Origin of the sequence: Achromobacter veterisilvae, assembly GCF_037619525.1 — a bacterium.
GTDB lineage: Bacteria > Pseudomonadota > Gammaproteobacteria > Burkholderiales > Burkholderiaceae_B > Achromobacter > Achromobacter veterisilvae.
In genome coordinates, this window is sequence record NZ_CP148753.1 from 5,860,217 (window position 1) to 5,876,102 (window position 15,886).

Genomic DNA, 15,886 nt, shown 5'->3' on the forward strand with positions numbered 1-15,886 from the left:
GTCGTGCACTTCACCCATGAGCATCGCGAACTGGAGCGGACCACCCGGCGCATCATCGCCGAACACCTCGACCCGTATCTGGACGAATGGGAGGCGGAACAGATGTTTCCCGCCCATCGCGTCATGAAGGCCTTCGGATCCGCCGGCCTGCTGGGCATAGGCAAACCCGCCGAGTACGGGGGCATGGAGCTGGACTTCAGCTACGAAATGGTCTTTGCGGAAACCCTGGGAGAGGTCCGTTCCAGCGGACTGACCTCCGCCATCGGCGTGCAAAGCACCATGTGCACCCCCGCCCTCGCGCATCACGGCAGCGATGCGCTCAAGCGCGAATACCTGGCGCCGACCATCGCGGGAGACCTGGTGGGCTGCATCGGCGTCAGCGAAGCCTCCGCGGGTTCGGACGTTTCCCAAATCAAGACCTGGGCGCGCCGCGACGGCGGCGACTACATCATCAATGGCTCGAAGATGTGGATTACCAACGGCGTCCAGGGCGACTGGATCTGCCTGCTGTGCAACACCTCGCAGGAAGGCGGGCCTCACCGGAACAAGTCCCTCATCATCGTGCCCCTGAAATCCCCCGGCGTCAGCGTTTCGCGCAAGCTGGACAAACTGGTGCTGCGCGCTTCCGACACGGCGGAACTGTTCTTCGACGACGTGCGGGTGCCGGCAAGCAACCGCATCGGCGAAGAGAACATGGGGTTCATCTACCAGATGGAGCAGTTCCAGGAAGAGCGCATGTTCGTCGCGGCACGCGGCATGCGGTCGATGGAGCGGGCCATCGAGGAAACCATCGACTATGCGGGCCAGCGGCAAGTGTTCGGCGGCACGGTGCTGTCGAACCAGGTGGTCTACCACAAGCTGGCCGAAATGCAGACTGAAATCCAGGCTTTGCGCTCGCTGCTGTATCGCGCCATAGAACAATACCTGGACGGCCAGGACATCGCGCAGTTCGCCTCGATGGCCAAGTACTACGCGGGCAAGCTATCCATGAAGATCCCGAACGAATGCCTCCAGTTCTGGGGAGGCCAGGGAGTCATGACGGAGAACTGGATCTCTCGCGCCTATCGCGACCTCCGGCAGACCGCCATCGGCGGCGGCGCCAACGAAATCATGCTGGAAGTCATCGCGAAGACAATGGGAATACACCCAGGCAGGCGCGGATAGCGCCGGGCGCTATGACAGCTTGCGCGCCATTTCCTGGTACTTGCGCAGCAGGCGCCTGCCGTTGAGCACCTTGCTCCAGGCATAAAGCGGCAGCAATTGCTTGGATCCGAAGCCGTCCACCAGATAGAGCCCCTTCCGTCCGTCGGCATTGAAGCCCAGGACGATGTTGCTGGCGCTGACGTCGTTGAAGATCACGTGCGCATCGATCAGCCCCATGAAGAATTCGTGCACCAGAACGCGAAGCTCCGGTCCGAAACCCTGCTGGGCCACCACCTGCCTGAGCGTGGGCGCGAGGTCTCCGCGCACATCCACGATGCGCTCCACCACCAGCCCCAGGCCCTGCGAGGTCAAGACCACGCCGGCGATGCGCGCCATCAGCGTATTGCCCTGGTCCGCCCTTTGGCGCACGGTCGTGGCGATGTACTCGACGATTTCCGCGATGAAGACGCGATGCGCGTCCTCGCGCTGGAAACGCTTGTGCCAGGGACGCTTGCGGCCGACCTCGTCGATGCGCGCCCGGTTGATGATCTTGATGAGCAGAGACCCGTCGGTAGGGTGCAGATACACATCGCGCTCGCTGCCCGCCGCCGCGATGGTGACCTGCCTCAGGTCCAGGATTTCGAACGGCGCGCTGGCCCCCGGAAGGGAGGGCACTTGGGAAAGGACCTTCAACCCAAGCGCGCTGGGAGGGGGCTCGGCCACGCCATGCCGTACGGATACTTTGAACATGTGGCTGGCGTCTAATGCGAGCCCGGCGCGGCCGGGCCGTGGAAGCCAAGTTGCGCGAGCCAGGTGCGGTAGACCTGCTCCGTGCGTTCCGCCAGGCCAGCCAACGAGAACTTGCCCTCGGCATACACCATGCGCTTACCCGCCGCGCCCATGCGCGCCCGCAGGCCGTCATCGTCCAGCAGATTGGCCAGCGCGGCCCGAAGCCCCGCGACCTCGCCCGCCGGCACCAATATGCCCGTCTCCCCGTTCTTCACCATTTCGCTCACACCGCCCACGTCGACGCCGATGACGGGCAGGCCCGCGGCGGCGGCCTCGACATAGACGGTGCCCGACGCCTCTTTCTGGGTCGCCAGGGCGAAAATATCGCTGCCGGCCAGGATGTTGGGCACGTCATGACGAAATCCCAGCATGTGGATGCGGTCGGCCAGGCCGATTTCTTCGATCATGGACTGCAACTGTTCGAACATGGGCGACCCGCTGCCCACCAGGACCAGATGCACCTGGGGCCGGTCCTTCATCAGAGGCCGCAGGGCTTCGATGAGTTCGCGGTGCCCCTTGGTGGCCCTCAGGATGGCCACACAGCAGACCACCACGGCCTTGGACGGCAGGTTCAGTTCTTCGCGCAGCGCCGACCGGAGACCCGGCGGCGGCAGAGTGATGGGGGAATAGATCGTTTCCACGCGATCGGCCGGCACCCCCCGCTCGATCAGGTATTCCCGGACATGATTGCTGACAGTGGTGACCCGGTGCGGCACCCAGGTGTATGCCAGCATGGAATTGACCCGGTTGGTCAAGTGGCGGGTACGCACGATCAGCGGCGTGCCCGCCATGCGCGCGCCCAATCCGGCCAGCAGGGTGTCGATGCGGCTATGCGTATTGAGGACATCGAAATGGCCCTCTCGCAGTATGCGACAAACCTTGGGCGCGCCGCGCAGCAAATTCAGCAGTCCCCCCATGGGCAGCGTACGCACCGGAATACCGGCTTCGGTCGCGGCCTGGACGAGCTTTGCTTCTGGCCTGCATATCAGTTCCACATGGTGGCCGCGTTCTCGCATGGCCTGCATTTCTTTGAGGATTCTGCGTTCTTGGCCGGCAAAGCCGAGAGCCGCCTCGGCATGCGCAATGCGCAAGAGTCCGGATGTTTCGGAAGGCATAGGATGGGTGGCGCGACGCTTTCCGCATGGAAAAGACCGCGCTATTGCTTGCTTGATCGATCAAACAAATTTATATGCGGGGCGGCGATAGCGCAAGCAATACGCCGCACGCAAATCGATCGGATTTCCGGGAAAACCCGGTGATTCCGCCGGCTACCAACCGCTATTGCCTATAAGCGCGGAATCTGGAAATGTCTTTTCCACCGTCATGGCGATCCAATTTTGGGGCTATTCGTTGCGTGGACGCGACGGTTTCGCGCCGGAATCCCGGCCCCGGACGGCGCGAGGGGGCTTCGCATCCGAAGCGGCGGCAGGCCGAAAAATTCAAGCGCCGGCGTCGTGTTCCCAGGCGCGCATGCGGGTGCGGCAATGGCGCAGCGCGCGCGTGAGGTGCTTGTTCACCATGTCGACGGAGATATCGAGGCTCTTGGCGATTTCGCCGTGGGACATGCCTTCGACCTGCCGCATCAGGAACGCTTGGCGGCAAGCGGGCGGCAGTTCCCGCAGGGCGCGCTCCAGGCGCGCCAACTGCTGACGGCGATAAAACCGCTCATCCTGCAGCGGCGCCTCGCACATGACGGCCTCGGCTTCGGCGTCCAGCGGCACGGCCTGGGCACGGTGCCGGTTGCGGTGCAGGTCGGTGCAGAGATTGAGCGCGGCACGGAAAAGAAATGCCCGCGGCTGGGCGATGGCGCAGTCTCCGTTGCGATCGAGCACGCGCACGTAGGCCTCCTGGGCAACGTCGGCGGCATCGTGTGAATTGCCAAGTTTGCGCCCAAGGAATCGCAACAGATCTTTGTAGTACTGCTCCATCCGGGCCTTCCCCCGTGTGATCCCGACTGAGGCGCAAAAGGCGGGATCCTGCATAATGCCGCCTGGAACCGTGCTTTCCTTGAGAGCCATGCACGGCGCCTGAAGTGTAACAAATCTCATTTATATTAACAGCCATGGCCGTCCCTCCCACGATTTCCTCCGGCAAGCAGGATGACGTCCTGACCGAGCAGGCCGTGGAATGGTGCGTGCGCATCCATGACGAATCCTGTTCCGAACAGGACCGCGCGGCGCTGCAAGCCTGGCTCGAGGCGGACCCGCGCCATGCCCGCGAATACGAGGCGGTGCGCGATCTCTGGATGATGGCCCGGGACCTGCCGGCCGAGGAAACCGCGGCCGCGCCACGGGTGCGGCCGAGCCGTTCGCACGCCGCCGCCCGATGGGCCCTCGGCGCCTGCGCGCTGGGCCTGGCCTGCTGGGGCGCGGGCTGGTGGTTCGCCCTGCTCCCCAGTTCCTACCACCGCTACGGCAGCGGCGCGCAGATGGCGACTGTCACGCTGGACGACGGCAGCGAGGTCGACCTGAATATCGACACGGCCATGGTGTACCGCAACTACCGCGACACGCGGCGCGTGCGCCTGAGCGACGGCGAAGCGTATTTCCGCGTCTCGCACGATGCCGCCCATCCCTTCGTGGTCGAAGCAGGCTCCGGCACGGTCACCGTCACCGGCACCGCGTTCAATGTCTGGAAATCGGGCGACACCGTCATCGTCACCCTGGTCGAAGGCAGCGTGGATCTGCGCGCCGGCGAAACCGGCAAGAAGGTGAGCCTTCAACCGCTGACCCAGGCGCGCTACACCAGCCGCGGCGATCCCGTCACCCGGGCCGTGAGCGGCGCCGACTCGGCGGCCTGGCGCCATGGCAAGCTGGTGCTGGACAATGCCACGCTGCGCGACGCCATCATGCAGATCAATCGCTACTTGCCCGCCGACGCACGCTACACGACGGTGGATCCCGCCGTCGCGGGCCTGCGCCTGGGCGGCACTTACGATGTGCGCAACGTGGCGGAACTGATCCGGGCATTGCCGGACATTCTTCCTGTCCGTACCTTGCGCAAGGCCGATGGCAGCTTGGCGCTGGTGCCCAATCCTCCTCGATAAACAGCGGCGGCCCATCGCTGGCCGGCTCCCGGACCGATGCCGGACCGGCCCCGCGGCGGCTCGCCCGCGGGTGGTTTCATTTAGTTTCAACTCTGCGTTCCTAGTTCGCGCCGCAAGGCCGTCTTAATGATTGTCAGTCGTAATTACTCTCAATCCTTTTTCGGTTAGACAGCCCTCATGCGAGCCAGATCGAACGCCGCCCTCCGCGGCCAGCATTCCCCGTTCCACCCCCGCCGTTTGATCCTTGCGCTGCTGGGTGCGCTCGCCTCGCTAAGCGCCTCGGTACAGGCCGCCCCGGTCGACATCAACATTCCTTCCCAGAACCTCGCCCAGGCGCTGCACGAGCTTGGCCGGCAGGCCAATCTGCAAGTCTTGTACAGCCAGGACCTGATCGAAGGCCTGCGCAGCCAGGCCGTGCGCGGCCGGATGGAGCCCACCGAGGCGCTGGAGCGCCTGCTGAACGGCCGCAACATCCGCTACTCGATCCAGAACAACACCGTCACGCTCACGGCCGTGCCGCAAACCTCCACGCTGCCGGCGGTAAACGTGATCGGCGCCCTGCCGGACTCCGAGACTTACGTGGCTTCGGCGACGACCGCGGGCACCAAGACCGATACCCCCTTGATCGAGGTGCCGCAGTCGATTTCGGTGGTCACGTCCGCGCAGATCCGCGAACAGAATCCGCAGACCCTGGGCGACGCCGTGCGCTACACGCCCGGCATCGTCGTACAGGAAGGCTTCAATCGCACCGACGATCCCTTCATCATCCGCGGCTTCGACGTGCGCACCAATCCGGGCGTCATGTTCCGCGATGGGCTGAAAATGCCCCTGCCTCACTACAGCGTGATGTCCGAACCCTATGCGCTCGAGCGCATCGAAGTCGTGAAAGGCCCGGCATCGGTGCTCTACGGCCAGGCCTCGCCGGGCGGCATCGTCAACGTCGTGTCCAAGCGTCCGACCGAAACGCCCTTGCACGAACTGCAACTGAGCGGAGGTTCCCACGACAACAGGCAGCTCGCCGGCGACTTCGGCGGCAGCATCGACAACGACGGCCGGCTGACCTACCGCTTGACCGGGCTGGTGCGCAACGCCGACACGATGATCGATCATATCCCGGACGACCGCTACTACTTCGCGCCCGCGCTCACTTGGCGCATCAGTCCGGACACCTCGCTGACGCTGCTGGCGAGCTACATGAAGAACAAAACCGTCAACAACGCCGGCTACCCGGAGGAAGGCACCGTCAAGTACAACCCGAACGGCCGCATCTCGCGGGACCGCTTCACCGGCGAACCCGACTGGAGCAAATGGGACCAGGAGATGGGCAATGTGGGCTATCAGTTCGCGCATCGTTTCAACGACACTTGGCAGTTCAGGCAGAACCTGAACTACGCCCAATCGCGCAACCGCGCGAATCATGCGTACTGGTGGAGCTGGGTGGCCGGCAGCAATTTCTCGACGGCCGAGCGCGGCGCCTACCGGCGCGACGACGACGCCCACGGCGTAAGCGTCGACAACCAATTCGAGGCCAATTGGCAATCCGGCCGCTTCAAGCACAACGTACTGTTCGGCCTCGACTACACGGAGACCTCGCTCACCCGCAAGCAGTACGCCGGCTACAACAACCTCGCGCCGATCGACTTCTTCGATCCCGTGTACGGCTCCAGCGTGGTGCTGCCGGCGCGGCCCGATACCTACACCAACGAGAAGCGCAGCCAAGTCGGCCTGTACCTGCAGGACCAGATCAAATTCGACGACAAGCTCGTGATGGTGCTGAGCGGCCGCTACGACGACGCGGACGGCAAGACGCTGAACAAGCTCACGGGCGCCGATACGCGCACCGGCGACAACGCGTTCACGTGGCGCGCCGGCCTGCTCTATCTCGCGGACAACGGCCTGGCGCCTTACCTCAGCTATTCCACCTCGTTCCAGCCGCAGGCCGGAACCACCTCGCCGGCCCGCGGCACCGCGCCGTTCGACCCGACCAAGGGCAAACAGTGGGAGGCGGGCGTCAAGTACCAGCCCAAAGGCTCGAACTCGTTCGTGACGGCATCCATTTTCGAGCTGACGCGCACCAACGTCCCGACGACCGACCTCGCCAACCCGATCTACAGCGTGCAAGAAGGCGAAGTGCGCTCGCGCGGCTTTGAATTATCCGCCACGGCCAACGTGGCGTCGGGCTGGAACCTGATCGCGGCCTACACCTACACCGACGCCGAGATCACCAAGAGCAATTCCAACACCCAGGGGAACACGCCCGAGGCCGTGCCCCGCAACATGGCCTCGCTCTGGTCCGATTACACGGTGCAGGCGGGCGCGCTCGCGGGGCTGAATGTCGGCGCCGGCGTGCGCTATATGGGGTCCACCGTCAACAGCGCCAATACCGCCAAAGTCGGCGATTACACCGTGTTCGACGCGGCCCTGCGCTACGACTTCGGCGCGCGCAATCCTTCCTTCAAGGGCTGGACCGCCGACATCACGGTGCGCAACCTGTTCGACAAGGACTACGTGGCGTCCTGCACCTATGCCTGCTTCTACGGAGAGAGCCGCACCGTGCTGGGCCGGGTGACGTATAAGTGGTAGGAGTTCTCGACCCATTGGTCGACCTGTGCGGCGCGGGGCGTGATGCACTGCCTGGCCTGCACCATTCCATCAGGGCCGAACAGGTCAAGGCAATGGCGCAGGTCAATGATTGCACCAAGGACGAAGGGCGTCCTGATCTTGCCTTCTTTCTTGCGTTGAACCGCCCCCGGCGCGCCAGGCGCGCCTCGCTTCCCACGCGGGTTCAATAGCTCTTCGGCGTGTTCACCCAAAGAAGCTCCGTCTCGCCCTCCCCATTGGCTACCCACATGTGGGGTTTGCGGCTGTCAAAGGAAATACTGTCTCCGACATGCAACCGGACAGCGGCATCATTGTCCACGGTGATGATGAGCTCGCCTTTCAGAACGTGGATGAACTCCTCGCCGGCATGCGAGTAGGCCCCCTCGCTTCGGACGCCGGGCGCGAGAATCCACCGTTGACAGTCCAATGCCTGCAATTGGTTCGCGAGCTGCAAAATCCTGATGCCGGGCTCGAATTGCGGCGCGACGATTTCCTCGCCGCGTCTCACGACTTCGGCCGCTATGGCCGTTGACCGCGAGCCGCTCGTCGACAGCTCGGTCACCGTGGTGCCATAGCTGGCCGCCAGCTTCTGGAGGCTCGCGACGGTTGCCCCTCGATTCGTTCGCTCAAACGTCGAAATGAACGAAATAGGCAAGCCGGATGCATCCGCCGCCTGTTTCAACGACATTCCGCCGCTTACGCGCGCCGCTCGAAAGCGAGCTCCCAAGGGAGTCACGTCAGGGGTGTAGCTGCCGGGGATGGAGGCGTCGTCAGAAGATGCCTGCGGGGGGGACGGAAACTGCGAGGCGATGACTCGCTTGATGGCGGTCATGTTCAGGCCTTCGACCCGCCTCAGCCTTTGAATAGTATGAACTTTCTGCAGTTGCGCATCGGTATAGACGCGCTGGCCTTTTTCTGTCCGTTCCGGGGTGATCAAGCCATGTTGTTCCCAGAGCCTCAGTGTTGAGATGCTGATACCGGTCAGTCGCGCAATGTCACCGATCCGAAAATTAGCTGTCGTCATCACTGATGTTTGCTCTTGCGCGCGTTCGCGCTGAGAGCGCCCCCGACGCAAGATTCTACAGAAAAGATGTAGTTTACACGGGCTTATGCCAGATTGCCGAGGGGCCTTGGCTCGCCTGATGGCCGGCCCGGCCAGCGTCTTGGCGCATCCGAAATTCGGCAAAACACGGCTCGGCGCCCTTAGAGCCAATGAACTTGCCCCGGGTAAACACCCATAGGGCGGAATTAAAAAATAACTATATTATTTCTGTAGACAGAAAATATGTAGTTTTTTAATGATTCCGAATTCCAACATGCGCATCCGAAGCATTCAACTCGGCTCGGCGGTGGCCATGCCGTCGCTCGCGAGAAGCCACTGGTTCAACGAGGCCGGGCTTGGCCGCTCTCCAAGGACGCGGTTGACCGGCCGCCAGCGCGCGGACGTCGCAATCGTCGGAGGCGGCTTCGTCGGGTTGTGGACTGCGCTCGCCATCAAGGAAGCCGCGCCCGCTGCGGCGGTGGCGGTGCTCGAACAGGACGTATGCGGAGGCGGCGCCTCCGGCAGAAACGGCGGCTTCGCGATGTCTTGGTGGCCGAAAATCGGGACGCTGCTAGGAATTTCGGACCGTAGCGAGGCGTTGAGGCTGGCTGTCGAATCGGAGGGCGCTGTTTCCGCGCTGGGAAAATTCTGCGCCGAACACGGCATTGACGCGCACTTCACGCAGCGCGGCTGGATGTGGACAGCTACCAACGATGCACAGCAGGAAGCCTGGGCCGGGACGCTGGCAATGTGCCAACGCCTTGGGCGTACTCCATTCAAAAGCCTGACTCCCCGGGAGGTCGCTCAAAGATCCGGCTCGCGCTTTCACTTGGCGGGTGTCATCGAACCCAGCAATGCGACCGTCCAGCCCGCCGCGCTGGTAGCCGGGCTGCGGCGGGTAGCTCTGTCCAAGGGCATCCAGATCTTTGAGAGGTCGCGCGTCGATTCCCTGCAAGTGGGCCCGCCTGCGGTGCTGGTCACGGCCGAGGGGGAACTATCGGCCTCGACCGTTGTGATCGCAAACAACGCTTGGGCTGTCGCCATTCCGGAGTTGGCGCGTCTGATTACGCCGGTAAGCAGCGCAATCGTGGTGACCGAACCCATCCCCGACAGGCTGAAACAGATCGGTTGGACTGGCGGAGAAGCGATCACCGACTCGCAACTCATGGTCGGCTATTACCGAACCACAAGGGACGGACGCATTGTGTACGGCAAGGGTACCGGGGCGATTGAGGCCGGCCGCCGGATCGGCAACACCTTCAGCCGGGATCCCAAGGCACTCGAACTCACGGAGGCCGATTTTCGCCGCGCCTATCCGGAGCTGTCGAACGTCGCCATCGCGGACAAATGGAGCGGCCCGGTCGACCGTACTTTCGACAGCCTGCCCGTGTTCGGCCGCTTGAAGGCGGCGGACCACATCTGCTATGGCGTGGGCTGGAGCGGGAACGGCGTAGCACCCAGCTACATCGGCGGAAAGATCCTCTCCAGCCTCGCGCTTGGGGTCCATGACGAATGGTCTTCATGCGCATTGGTAAATCGAAACTGCCGGACTTTCCCCCCCGATCTCATCCGTTTCATCGGCGGGAACGTAGTGCGCAATGCAGTGCTCCGCAAGGAGCGGTCGGAAGCTCAAGGAGTGAAGCCCGCCTGGTTGGACGTACGTCTGGCCAGCCTGGCGCCCTCCGGATTGGAAGATAAATCCTGATAAATGGAGCCGTAATGAAAAAGCCCGTCGTGATCAACACCGCAACCATCGCCGCCATGCCTGCGTTCGAGGCAATGCCTGAGATGCCCGGACGGCAACGTCCAAGCGCGCGCTCCGCCGCGGCCCCGATTCCCGAAGACCAGGGAGCAAGCTCGGGAATCTGGGAATGCACGGAAGGATCGTTCCGCCGTCAGATCACGAAACGCGAGTTCAGCCATTTCCTGGAAGGCCGCTGCACATTCACGCCCGATGGCGGCGAACCCGTCGAGATCAACGCCGGAGACGCGGTGTACTTTCCTGCCGACTGCTTCGGCACCTGGAACGTGCTCCAGGCAATCCGCAAGACTTTTATCGTGCTCGATTAACACGGGACGCCCTCCCCGCTATTCACATGCTTGCCCGTCCGCCTTGATAGGGCGAGGCAAATCTGCGTGTTTTTGACTTTAGAGATCATTATGTCGGTCGATTCATTTAGCGCCTCAGCCGCTGTCGAAACAACCTATCACGCCCATCGCCCGGTCATTTCCGCCCGAAAGCACGTCGTGTCCAGCGGCCACTATCTGGCCTCGCATGCCGCATTCCAGATCCTGGAGGCAGGCGGAAACGCCGTCGACGCAGGCGTGGCCGCCGGAGTGGTGCTCGGCGTCGTACATAGCGACCAGGTCAACATCGCCGGTGTCGCTCCCATGGCGATTTATCTGGCCGACCGCCGTAAAACCATCACTATCGACGGTCTGGGCGGTTGGCCGAAAGCGGCGACCAGCAAGCTGTTCGCCGAAAACCACGGCGGAGTTATCCCGGAAGGATTGCTGCGCACCGTCGTTCCGGCTGCCCCCGCGGCCTGGATCCTTGCGCTGCGCGAATACGGCACGAAGAGTTTCGCGGAAGTCGCGCAGTATGCGATCCGCTTCGCGCGCGACGGCTTTGTCATGTATCCGTTCCTTGCCGACCGGATGGAGGAAGCCAAGCACAAGTTCGCGCGCTGGCCTTCGAATGCCGCGATTTATCTGCCCAACGGCAAACCTCCCAAGGTAGGCGACGTGTTCGTCCAGTCCGACCTCGCAAAAAGCCTGCAGTACATGGCAGACCAGGAGACGGCGATGGCGGGCTCGCGCGAACAAAAGCTCCAGGCTGCCCATGACGCTTTCTACAAGGGAGATATAGCGCGCGCCATAGTCAAGTTCCATGAGGAAAATGGCGGCCTTTTGACGGCGCGCGATCTTGCCGACTACAAACCCCGCATCGAAGAGCCCCAGCACACCCGATTCAACGGAATCGACGTCTATTCATGCGGATTCTGGTGCCAGGGGCCTGCTCTGCTGCAGGCGCTCAATATTCTGGAAGGCACCGACCTCAAGTCGCTGGGCCATAACACCCCTGCCTACATCCACCATGTCGCCGAGGCTTTGAAGTTGGCGTTCGCCGACCGCGAACGGTATTACTCGGATCCCGATTTCATCGACGTTCCCGCCAAAGCCCTGCTCTCCCGCGCCTATGCCGAAGAGCGGAAAAAAATGATTCGACCGGATCGGGCCTGGCCGGAGATGCCGCCGCACGGCGTCATCCCGGGCTACGAAGGGGAACCCGTCAAGGCGGCGAAGCTTGCGCCTGAAATCGATGCTCCTCTGGATACGTCGTATGTGGCGGTAGTCGACTCCTTCGGCAATGCGTTCTCCGCAACGCCGAGCGACGTCTCGACAGACACGATCGTGATACCGGGCACGGGGCTTTGCCCGTCGTCGCGCGGTTCGCAATCGAGAGGCATTATTGGCCACGCGGCGAGCGTCGAGCCGGGCAAACGTCCCCGGTTGACGCCGAATCCGGCTTTGGCGATCAAGGACGGCGAATTTGTCCTGCCATTCGGCAGCCCGGGCGGCGACAGCCAGGTGCAGGCGATGTTGCAGGTGCTTCTCAACATCGCCGTCTTCGGCATGGACCCGCAGACGGCCATCGAACAGCCGCGATTCATTTCCTATAGCCATCCGGATTCCTTTGCGCCCCATGCGTACTACCCGGGCCGCCTGAGCCTGGAGGGCCGCATCGCCGAGAACACCGAGGCCGCCCTTCGGGATTTGGGACACGACATCCAACGCTGGCCGGATTGGATCTGGCGCGCCGGCGGCGTGTGCACAGTCTTCGCGAACCTCCAGGATGGAAACCTGCATGCCGGCGCGGACCCGCGTCGGGCAGCCGCGTATGCGATCGGCTGGTGAACGATCAAATCAATTTGAACTAATAGAGAGAAGACAATGGGTATCCCCAAATCCGGCAAACCTCACAATTCCGCACGCCGTGCCATGCTGCTCGGCGCGACGGCAATCGCGCTCGCCTTTACGACGAGCGCATATAGCAAGCAGGACTATCCGACGAGGCCGATAAGGCTGGTCGTCCCTTACACGGCCGGCGGCGCGACCGACGCCGTCGCCCGCATCGTGGCATCGCAACTTGCGAAGAAGATCGGCCAGCCGGTCATTGTCGAAAACAAGCCCGGCGCAGGCGGCAACATCGGCACGCAATTCGTCGCGGATGCCCCCGCGGACGGCTATACGCTGCTATTCGCCACCACCGCGAATGCGATAAACGAGTCGCTGTATCGCAACCTGCAGTTCAAATTCGCGACGGACTTCCAGCCCGTCTCTCAACTTGCCGAGCTGCCCAACGTCCTGATCGTCAGCAACAAATTGAATGTCAACAATGTGCAGGAACTGATCGACCTTGCTCGATCGCAACCGGGAGCCTTGGCCTATGGTTCGGCCGGCGTCGGGACATCGACGCACCTGGCGGCGGAACTGTTCAAGTCGATGGCTAAAGTCGATCTTATCCATGTGCCGTACAAGGGCAGCTCGCCGGCGATGACCGATCTGAGAGGCGGACAAATCCAGGTCATGTTCGACAATAGCTCGTCCGCCCTGCCTCAAATTCGCGCCAATGCCGTCAAGGCGCTCGCGGTTACGTCCGCGCAGCCATCCTCTCAGTTGGAAGGCGTGCCCACGGTATCGCAGACCCTTCCCGGGTATGAGGCTGTCGCATGGCACGGAATCGTAGTTCCCGCCAAGACTCCGGACGACATCGTCGCCAAGCTGTACGACAACATCGAATCGACACTGAAAATGCCGGAAGTCGCGCACCAGTTCGAAACGATTGGCGTGCGGCCGGTAGCCAGCGCGTCGCCGTCCGACTTCGGAAACCATGTCTCCAAGGAAATTTCGAAGTGGACGAAAGTCGTCAAGGATTCCGGCGCGACGCTTGATTGAGCGTTGAGCCGGGCTGGAACCGATAACACCCGGATGACGCAATGATCGCCCGCGACTTGCAAGACGACAGCTTGGCTGTCGTCATTCGACCAGCCCCGTCCGCCCCGGCGACGGGGCGGGCCGCTATACGACGTAGCGTTCGTACTTTTTGATGGCTTCGCGATTGTTGCGATTCAATATGCCCATGAGCCGTTCGGCGTCGACGGCATCCGAACGCTCCAGCGCCGCCAGGACGGCGCGATAGTCGGCCACCACGGTTTCAGCGCGGCCGGGCAGCAGGGCGACGCGCCGCCTGACGATGCGGATGCGCTCGTGAACGCGTTCCGCATGATCGGCCAAGATGGGGTTGTTGGCCGCCTTTTGCAGCCGCTCGCGGAAGGTTTCGATCAGCGCGATCAACTGATCGACATCCCCCGTCTCCAGGGCTGTCTGGAAAGGTTCGCCGAATTGCTCGACCAGGTCGGCCCAATCTTCGGGGCGGGTATTGCTTGCGGCAAGCCGCACCATCATGCCGTCGAGCGCTTCGCGGACATCGTAATAGTGATAGATGGACTGCATGTCGACATGGGCGACGACAGCCCCTTTGTTTGGAATCCGGACCACCAGGCCGCGCTCTTCGAGAACCGCCAGCACTTCACGCGCCGTGGCGCGGGGGATGTCGTAGTTGTCGACGAGCTCGTCTTCCGTCAGACGGGCGCCAGGCAGAATGGATTGCAGGGAAATCTTCTCTCGCAAGTTGAGGATTACGGCCTGGAATGTACTGGCTGGGCGTCTGGCTCGAGTCATAAATGTCGGTAAGGAAAAATGCGATGGCGCTTTTGGCGCACGGCGTAGAAGCGGCGCATCATTATAGCCAATGACTTATACGATCAAGTACACGATAAAAAATACAATTTTATTAGGCTAAGGCTCCTTCTTCGTGCCTACGGGCACCAGTCCGCCCGGGGCCAGGCCGGCCAGCATCGTATCCAGCCGCGCGGGCGCGCGTCCCCGATCTTCGGCAGCTTCCTTGCGTACCAGCGCCGCCTTGACCATGCGCGAGCCGATATAGCGGAACGGCTCGGGCGGAAACCGTCCGCGCACGCCGCGCGCCAGCGGCGAATGGCGCCATGCGTCGTCGCTTTCCAGCACCATCGAAGCCAGGAATTTTCCGCCCAAATAAGTCGGGCCGACGCCGTTGCCCGAATAACCGTATCCGTACACGATATCCGGATGCCCGCCCAGGTGACCGAAACACGGCAGCCCGTCGAGGCTGCGGTCGATCGGCCCCGACCAGCTACGCACAGTGCCGACGCGGGCCAGTTCCGGATAAAACCGGTAGAGAATGTCCGACACTTCACGGGCAAAGCGCGAAGCGCCTTCGTACAGATCGCCGATCCTGCCATTGAAAGCGAAGTCTCCGCCTCCCCTGCCGAAAACCATCGCCCCGTCCACGGTGTTCCGATAATAATTGGTGAACAGTCTGGAATCGGATATGGCCGCGCCGCTGGTCAAACCGATCTTCTCCAGCATCTCGGGGCAAGACGGCGTCGCGACCAGATCGCTGCCCACCACGACGACCCCGTTATTCAGTTCGCGAAAGTGGGTGCTCCAGGCATTCATTGCCAGCACGACCTTGGCAGCCCGCAACTCGCCGTGCTCTGTCAACACCGTCGGCCCTGCGCGCGCGCGCAGGGCCCGCATGGGCGAATGCTCGAAGATGTGCACTCCTTTAGCCAGGGCGATGCGACGCAGTCCCCGCACGTACCTGCCTGGGTGCACGGTCGCCGACGTGCGCGCGTATACCCCGGCCAGATGCCGCGCGGAGCCGGACATGCGTTGAACGTCCTCGACAGGCAACTCGACGAACGGCTCCTGGCCGTGGCGCGCCAGCAGCTCGACGCAGGGCGCCCAGGAACCGATCTGCGCCGTATTGCTCGCCGTCCAGAGCCATCCGTCCTGGCGCAAATGCGCGTCGACTTCGTGGCGCTGCAGGTAATCGGCCACATCGGCCGCGATGCGCTCGGACTCGGCCAGCAGACGCAGGGCCTCGTCCTTGCCGCAGACCTTGAGCAAGGTTTCGAACTTCGCCGCCCAACTGAGCATGAAACCGCCGTTGCGGCCGCTGGCGCCCGAGCCGCACTCGCGCGCCTCGAGTAGGACGATATCCAGATCCGGCGCCCGTTCGCGTAATTGCAGCGCGGTCCACAAGCCGGTGTAACCCCCGCCGACAATGCAGACATCGGCGCGCACCGCCCCCCGAAGAGGGGGTGACGCGGGCTCCTTGCCTCTTGCCTGATCCCACCACAGACTACTCATAGCGACTT

Annotated in this window: 12 protein-coding genes and 1 pseudogene; 7 read left to right on the forward strand and 6 right to left on the reverse strand. The window is 62.9% G+C overall.

Going from position 1 to position 15,886, the window contains the following annotated elements:
- Nucleotides 1-3: 3 nt before the first annotated feature.
- The gene (locus WHX56_RS27265; RefSeq protein WP_129241665.1) at nucleotides 4-1,164 is read left to right on the forward strand and encodes an acyl-CoA dehydrogenase family protein; all 1,161 of its coding nucleotides are present in this window, start codon (nucleotides 4-6) and stop codon (nucleotides 1,162-1,164) included.
- A gap of 9 nt (nucleotides 1,165-1,173) precedes the next feature.
- Here the strand turns inward: WHX56_RS27265 and WHX56_RS27270 are convergent, their stop codons facing one another.
- The 3 genes from WHX56_RS27270 to WHX56_RS27280 form a co-directional block, all read right to left on the reverse strand.
- Nucleotides 1,174-1,893 (reverse strand): YrbL family protein, encoded by a 720-nt coding sequence (locus WHX56_RS27270; protein WP_338879504.1) that lies wholly within the window; start codon nucleotides 1,891-1,893, stop codon nucleotides 1,174-1,176.
- An 11-nt stretch (nucleotides 1,894-1,904) separates the two neighbouring features.
- Entirely contained in the window at nucleotides 1,905-3,047 is a 1,143-nt protein-coding gene (locus tag WHX56_RS27275) for a glycosyltransferase family 4 protein (protein ID WP_338879505.1), read from the reverse strand.
- A gap of 324 nt (nucleotides 3,048-3,371) precedes the next feature.
- Complete coding sequence (locus WHX56_RS27280; RefSeq protein ID WP_244235055.1) at nucleotides 3,372-3,950, reverse strand: sigma-70 family RNA polymerase sigma factor; 579 nt, start codon at nucleotides 3,948-3,950, stop codon at nucleotides 3,372-3,374.
- A 44-nt stretch (nucleotides 3,951-3,994) separates the two neighbouring features.
- On the opposite strand from WHX56_RS27280, the gene WHX56_RS27285 reads away from it, so the two are divergent.
- Entirely contained in the window at nucleotides 3,995-4,978 is a 984-nt protein-coding gene (locus tag WHX56_RS27285; protein WP_338879506.1) for a FecR family protein, read from the forward strand.
- A 130-nt stretch (nucleotides 4,979-5,108) separates the two neighbouring features.
- Nucleotides 5,109-7,561 (forward strand): annotated as a pseudogene (locus tag WHX56_RS27290) (TonB-dependent siderophore receptor).
- A 202-nt stretch (nucleotides 7,562-7,763) separates the two neighbouring features.
- Here WHX56_RS27290 and WHX56_RS27295 read toward each other — a convergent pair.
- On the reverse strand, nucleotides 7,764-8,603 hold the full coding sequence (locus tag WHX56_RS27295; protein ID WP_129241670.1) for a MerR family transcriptional regulator: 840 nt from the start codon (nucleotides 8,601-8,603) through the stop codon (nucleotides 7,764-7,766).
- A gap of 274 nt (nucleotides 8,604-8,877) precedes the next feature.
- On the opposite strand from WHX56_RS27295, the gene WHX56_RS27300 reads away from it, so the two are divergent.
- From WHX56_RS27300 to WHX56_RS27315, 4 genes are all read left to right on the forward strand, one after another.
- On the forward strand, nucleotides 8,878-10,326 hold the full coding sequence (locus WHX56_RS27300; RefSeq protein WP_338879507.1) for an FAD-dependent oxidoreductase: 1,449 nt from the start codon (nucleotides 8,878-8,880) through the stop codon (nucleotides 10,324-10,326).
- A 14-nt stretch (nucleotides 10,327-10,340) separates the two neighbouring features.
- On the forward strand, nucleotides 10,341-10,691 hold the full coding sequence (locus tag WHX56_RS27305) for a cupin domain-containing protein (protein WP_244235057.1): 351 nt from the start codon (nucleotides 10,341-10,343) through the stop codon (nucleotides 10,689-10,691).
- A 90-nt stretch (nucleotides 10,692-10,781) separates the two neighbouring features.
- Nucleotides 10,782-12,539 (forward strand): gamma-glutamyltransferase family protein, encoded by a 1,758-nt coding sequence (locus WHX56_RS27310; RefSeq protein ID WP_338881845.1) that lies wholly within the window; start codon nucleotides 10,782-10,784, stop codon nucleotides 12,537-12,539.
- 36 nt (nucleotides 12,540-12,575) lie between these two features.
- Nucleotides 12,576-13,580: a Bug family tripartite tricarboxylate transporter substrate binding protein gene (locus tag WHX56_RS27315; RefSeq protein ID WP_129241672.1), complete on the forward strand. Its 1,005-nt coding sequence runs from the start codon at nucleotides 12,576-12,578 to the stop codon at nucleotides 13,578-13,580.
- Nucleotides 13,581-13,703: 123 nt separating this feature from the next.
- Here the strand turns inward: WHX56_RS27315 and WHX56_RS27320 are convergent, their stop codons facing one another.
- Nucleotides 13,704-14,366, reverse strand: coding sequence for a GntR family transcriptional regulator (locus WHX56_RS27320; RefSeq protein WP_129241673.1), 663 nt, complete (start codon nucleotides 14,364-14,366; stop codon nucleotides 13,704-13,706).
- Nucleotides 14,367-14,483: 117 nt separating this feature from the next.
- Entirely contained in the window at nucleotides 14,484-15,878 is a 1,395-nt protein-coding gene (locus WHX56_RS27325) for an FAD-dependent oxidoreductase (RefSeq protein ID WP_338879508.1), read from the reverse strand.
- Nucleotides 15,879-15,886: the final 8 nt, after the last annotated feature.

Coding starts and splice junctions, on each gene's coding strand:
- WHX56_RS27295 (WP_129241670.1), bottom strand. CDS start 8,603: ATGACGACAGCTAATTTTCGGATCGGTGACATTGCGCGACTGACCGGT.
- WHX56_RS27275 (WP_338879505.1), bottom strand. CDS start 3,047: ATGCCTTCCGAAACATCCGGACTCTTGCGCATTGCGCATGCCGAGGCG.
- WHX56_RS27305 (WP_244235057.1), top strand. CDS start 10,341: ATGAAAAAGCCCGTCGTGATCAACACCGCAACCATCGCCGCCATGCCT.
- WHX56_RS27325 (WP_338879508.1), bottom strand. CDS start 15,878: ATGAGTAGTCTGTGGTGGGATCAGGCAAGAGGCAAGGAGCCCGCGTCA.
- WHX56_RS27280 (WP_244235055.1), bottom strand. CDS start 3,950: ATGGCTCTCAAGGAAAGCACGGTTCCAGGCGGCATTATGCAGGATCCC.
- WHX56_RS27310 (WP_338881845.1), top strand. CDS start 10,782: ATGTCGGTCGATTCATTTAGCGCCTCAGCCGCTGTCGAAACAACCTAT.
- WHX56_RS27315 (WP_129241672.1), top strand. CDS start 12,576: ATGGGTATCCCCAAATCCGGCAAACCTCACAATTCCGCACGCCGTGCC.
- WHX56_RS27270 (WP_338879504.1), bottom strand. CDS start 1,893: ATGTTCAAAGTATCCGTACGGCATGGCGTGGCCGAGCCCCCTCCCAGC.
- WHX56_RS27300 (WP_338879507.1), top strand. CDS start 8,878: ATGATTCCGAATTCCAACATGCGCATCCGAAGCATTCAACTCGGCTCG.
- WHX56_RS27320 (WP_129241673.1), bottom strand. CDS start 14,366: ATGACTCGAGCCAGACGCCCAGCCAGTACATTCCAGGCCGTAATCCTC.
- WHX56_RS27285 (WP_338879506.1), top strand. CDS start 3,995: ATGGCCGTCCCTCCCACGATTTCCTCCGGCAAGCAGGATGACGTCCTG.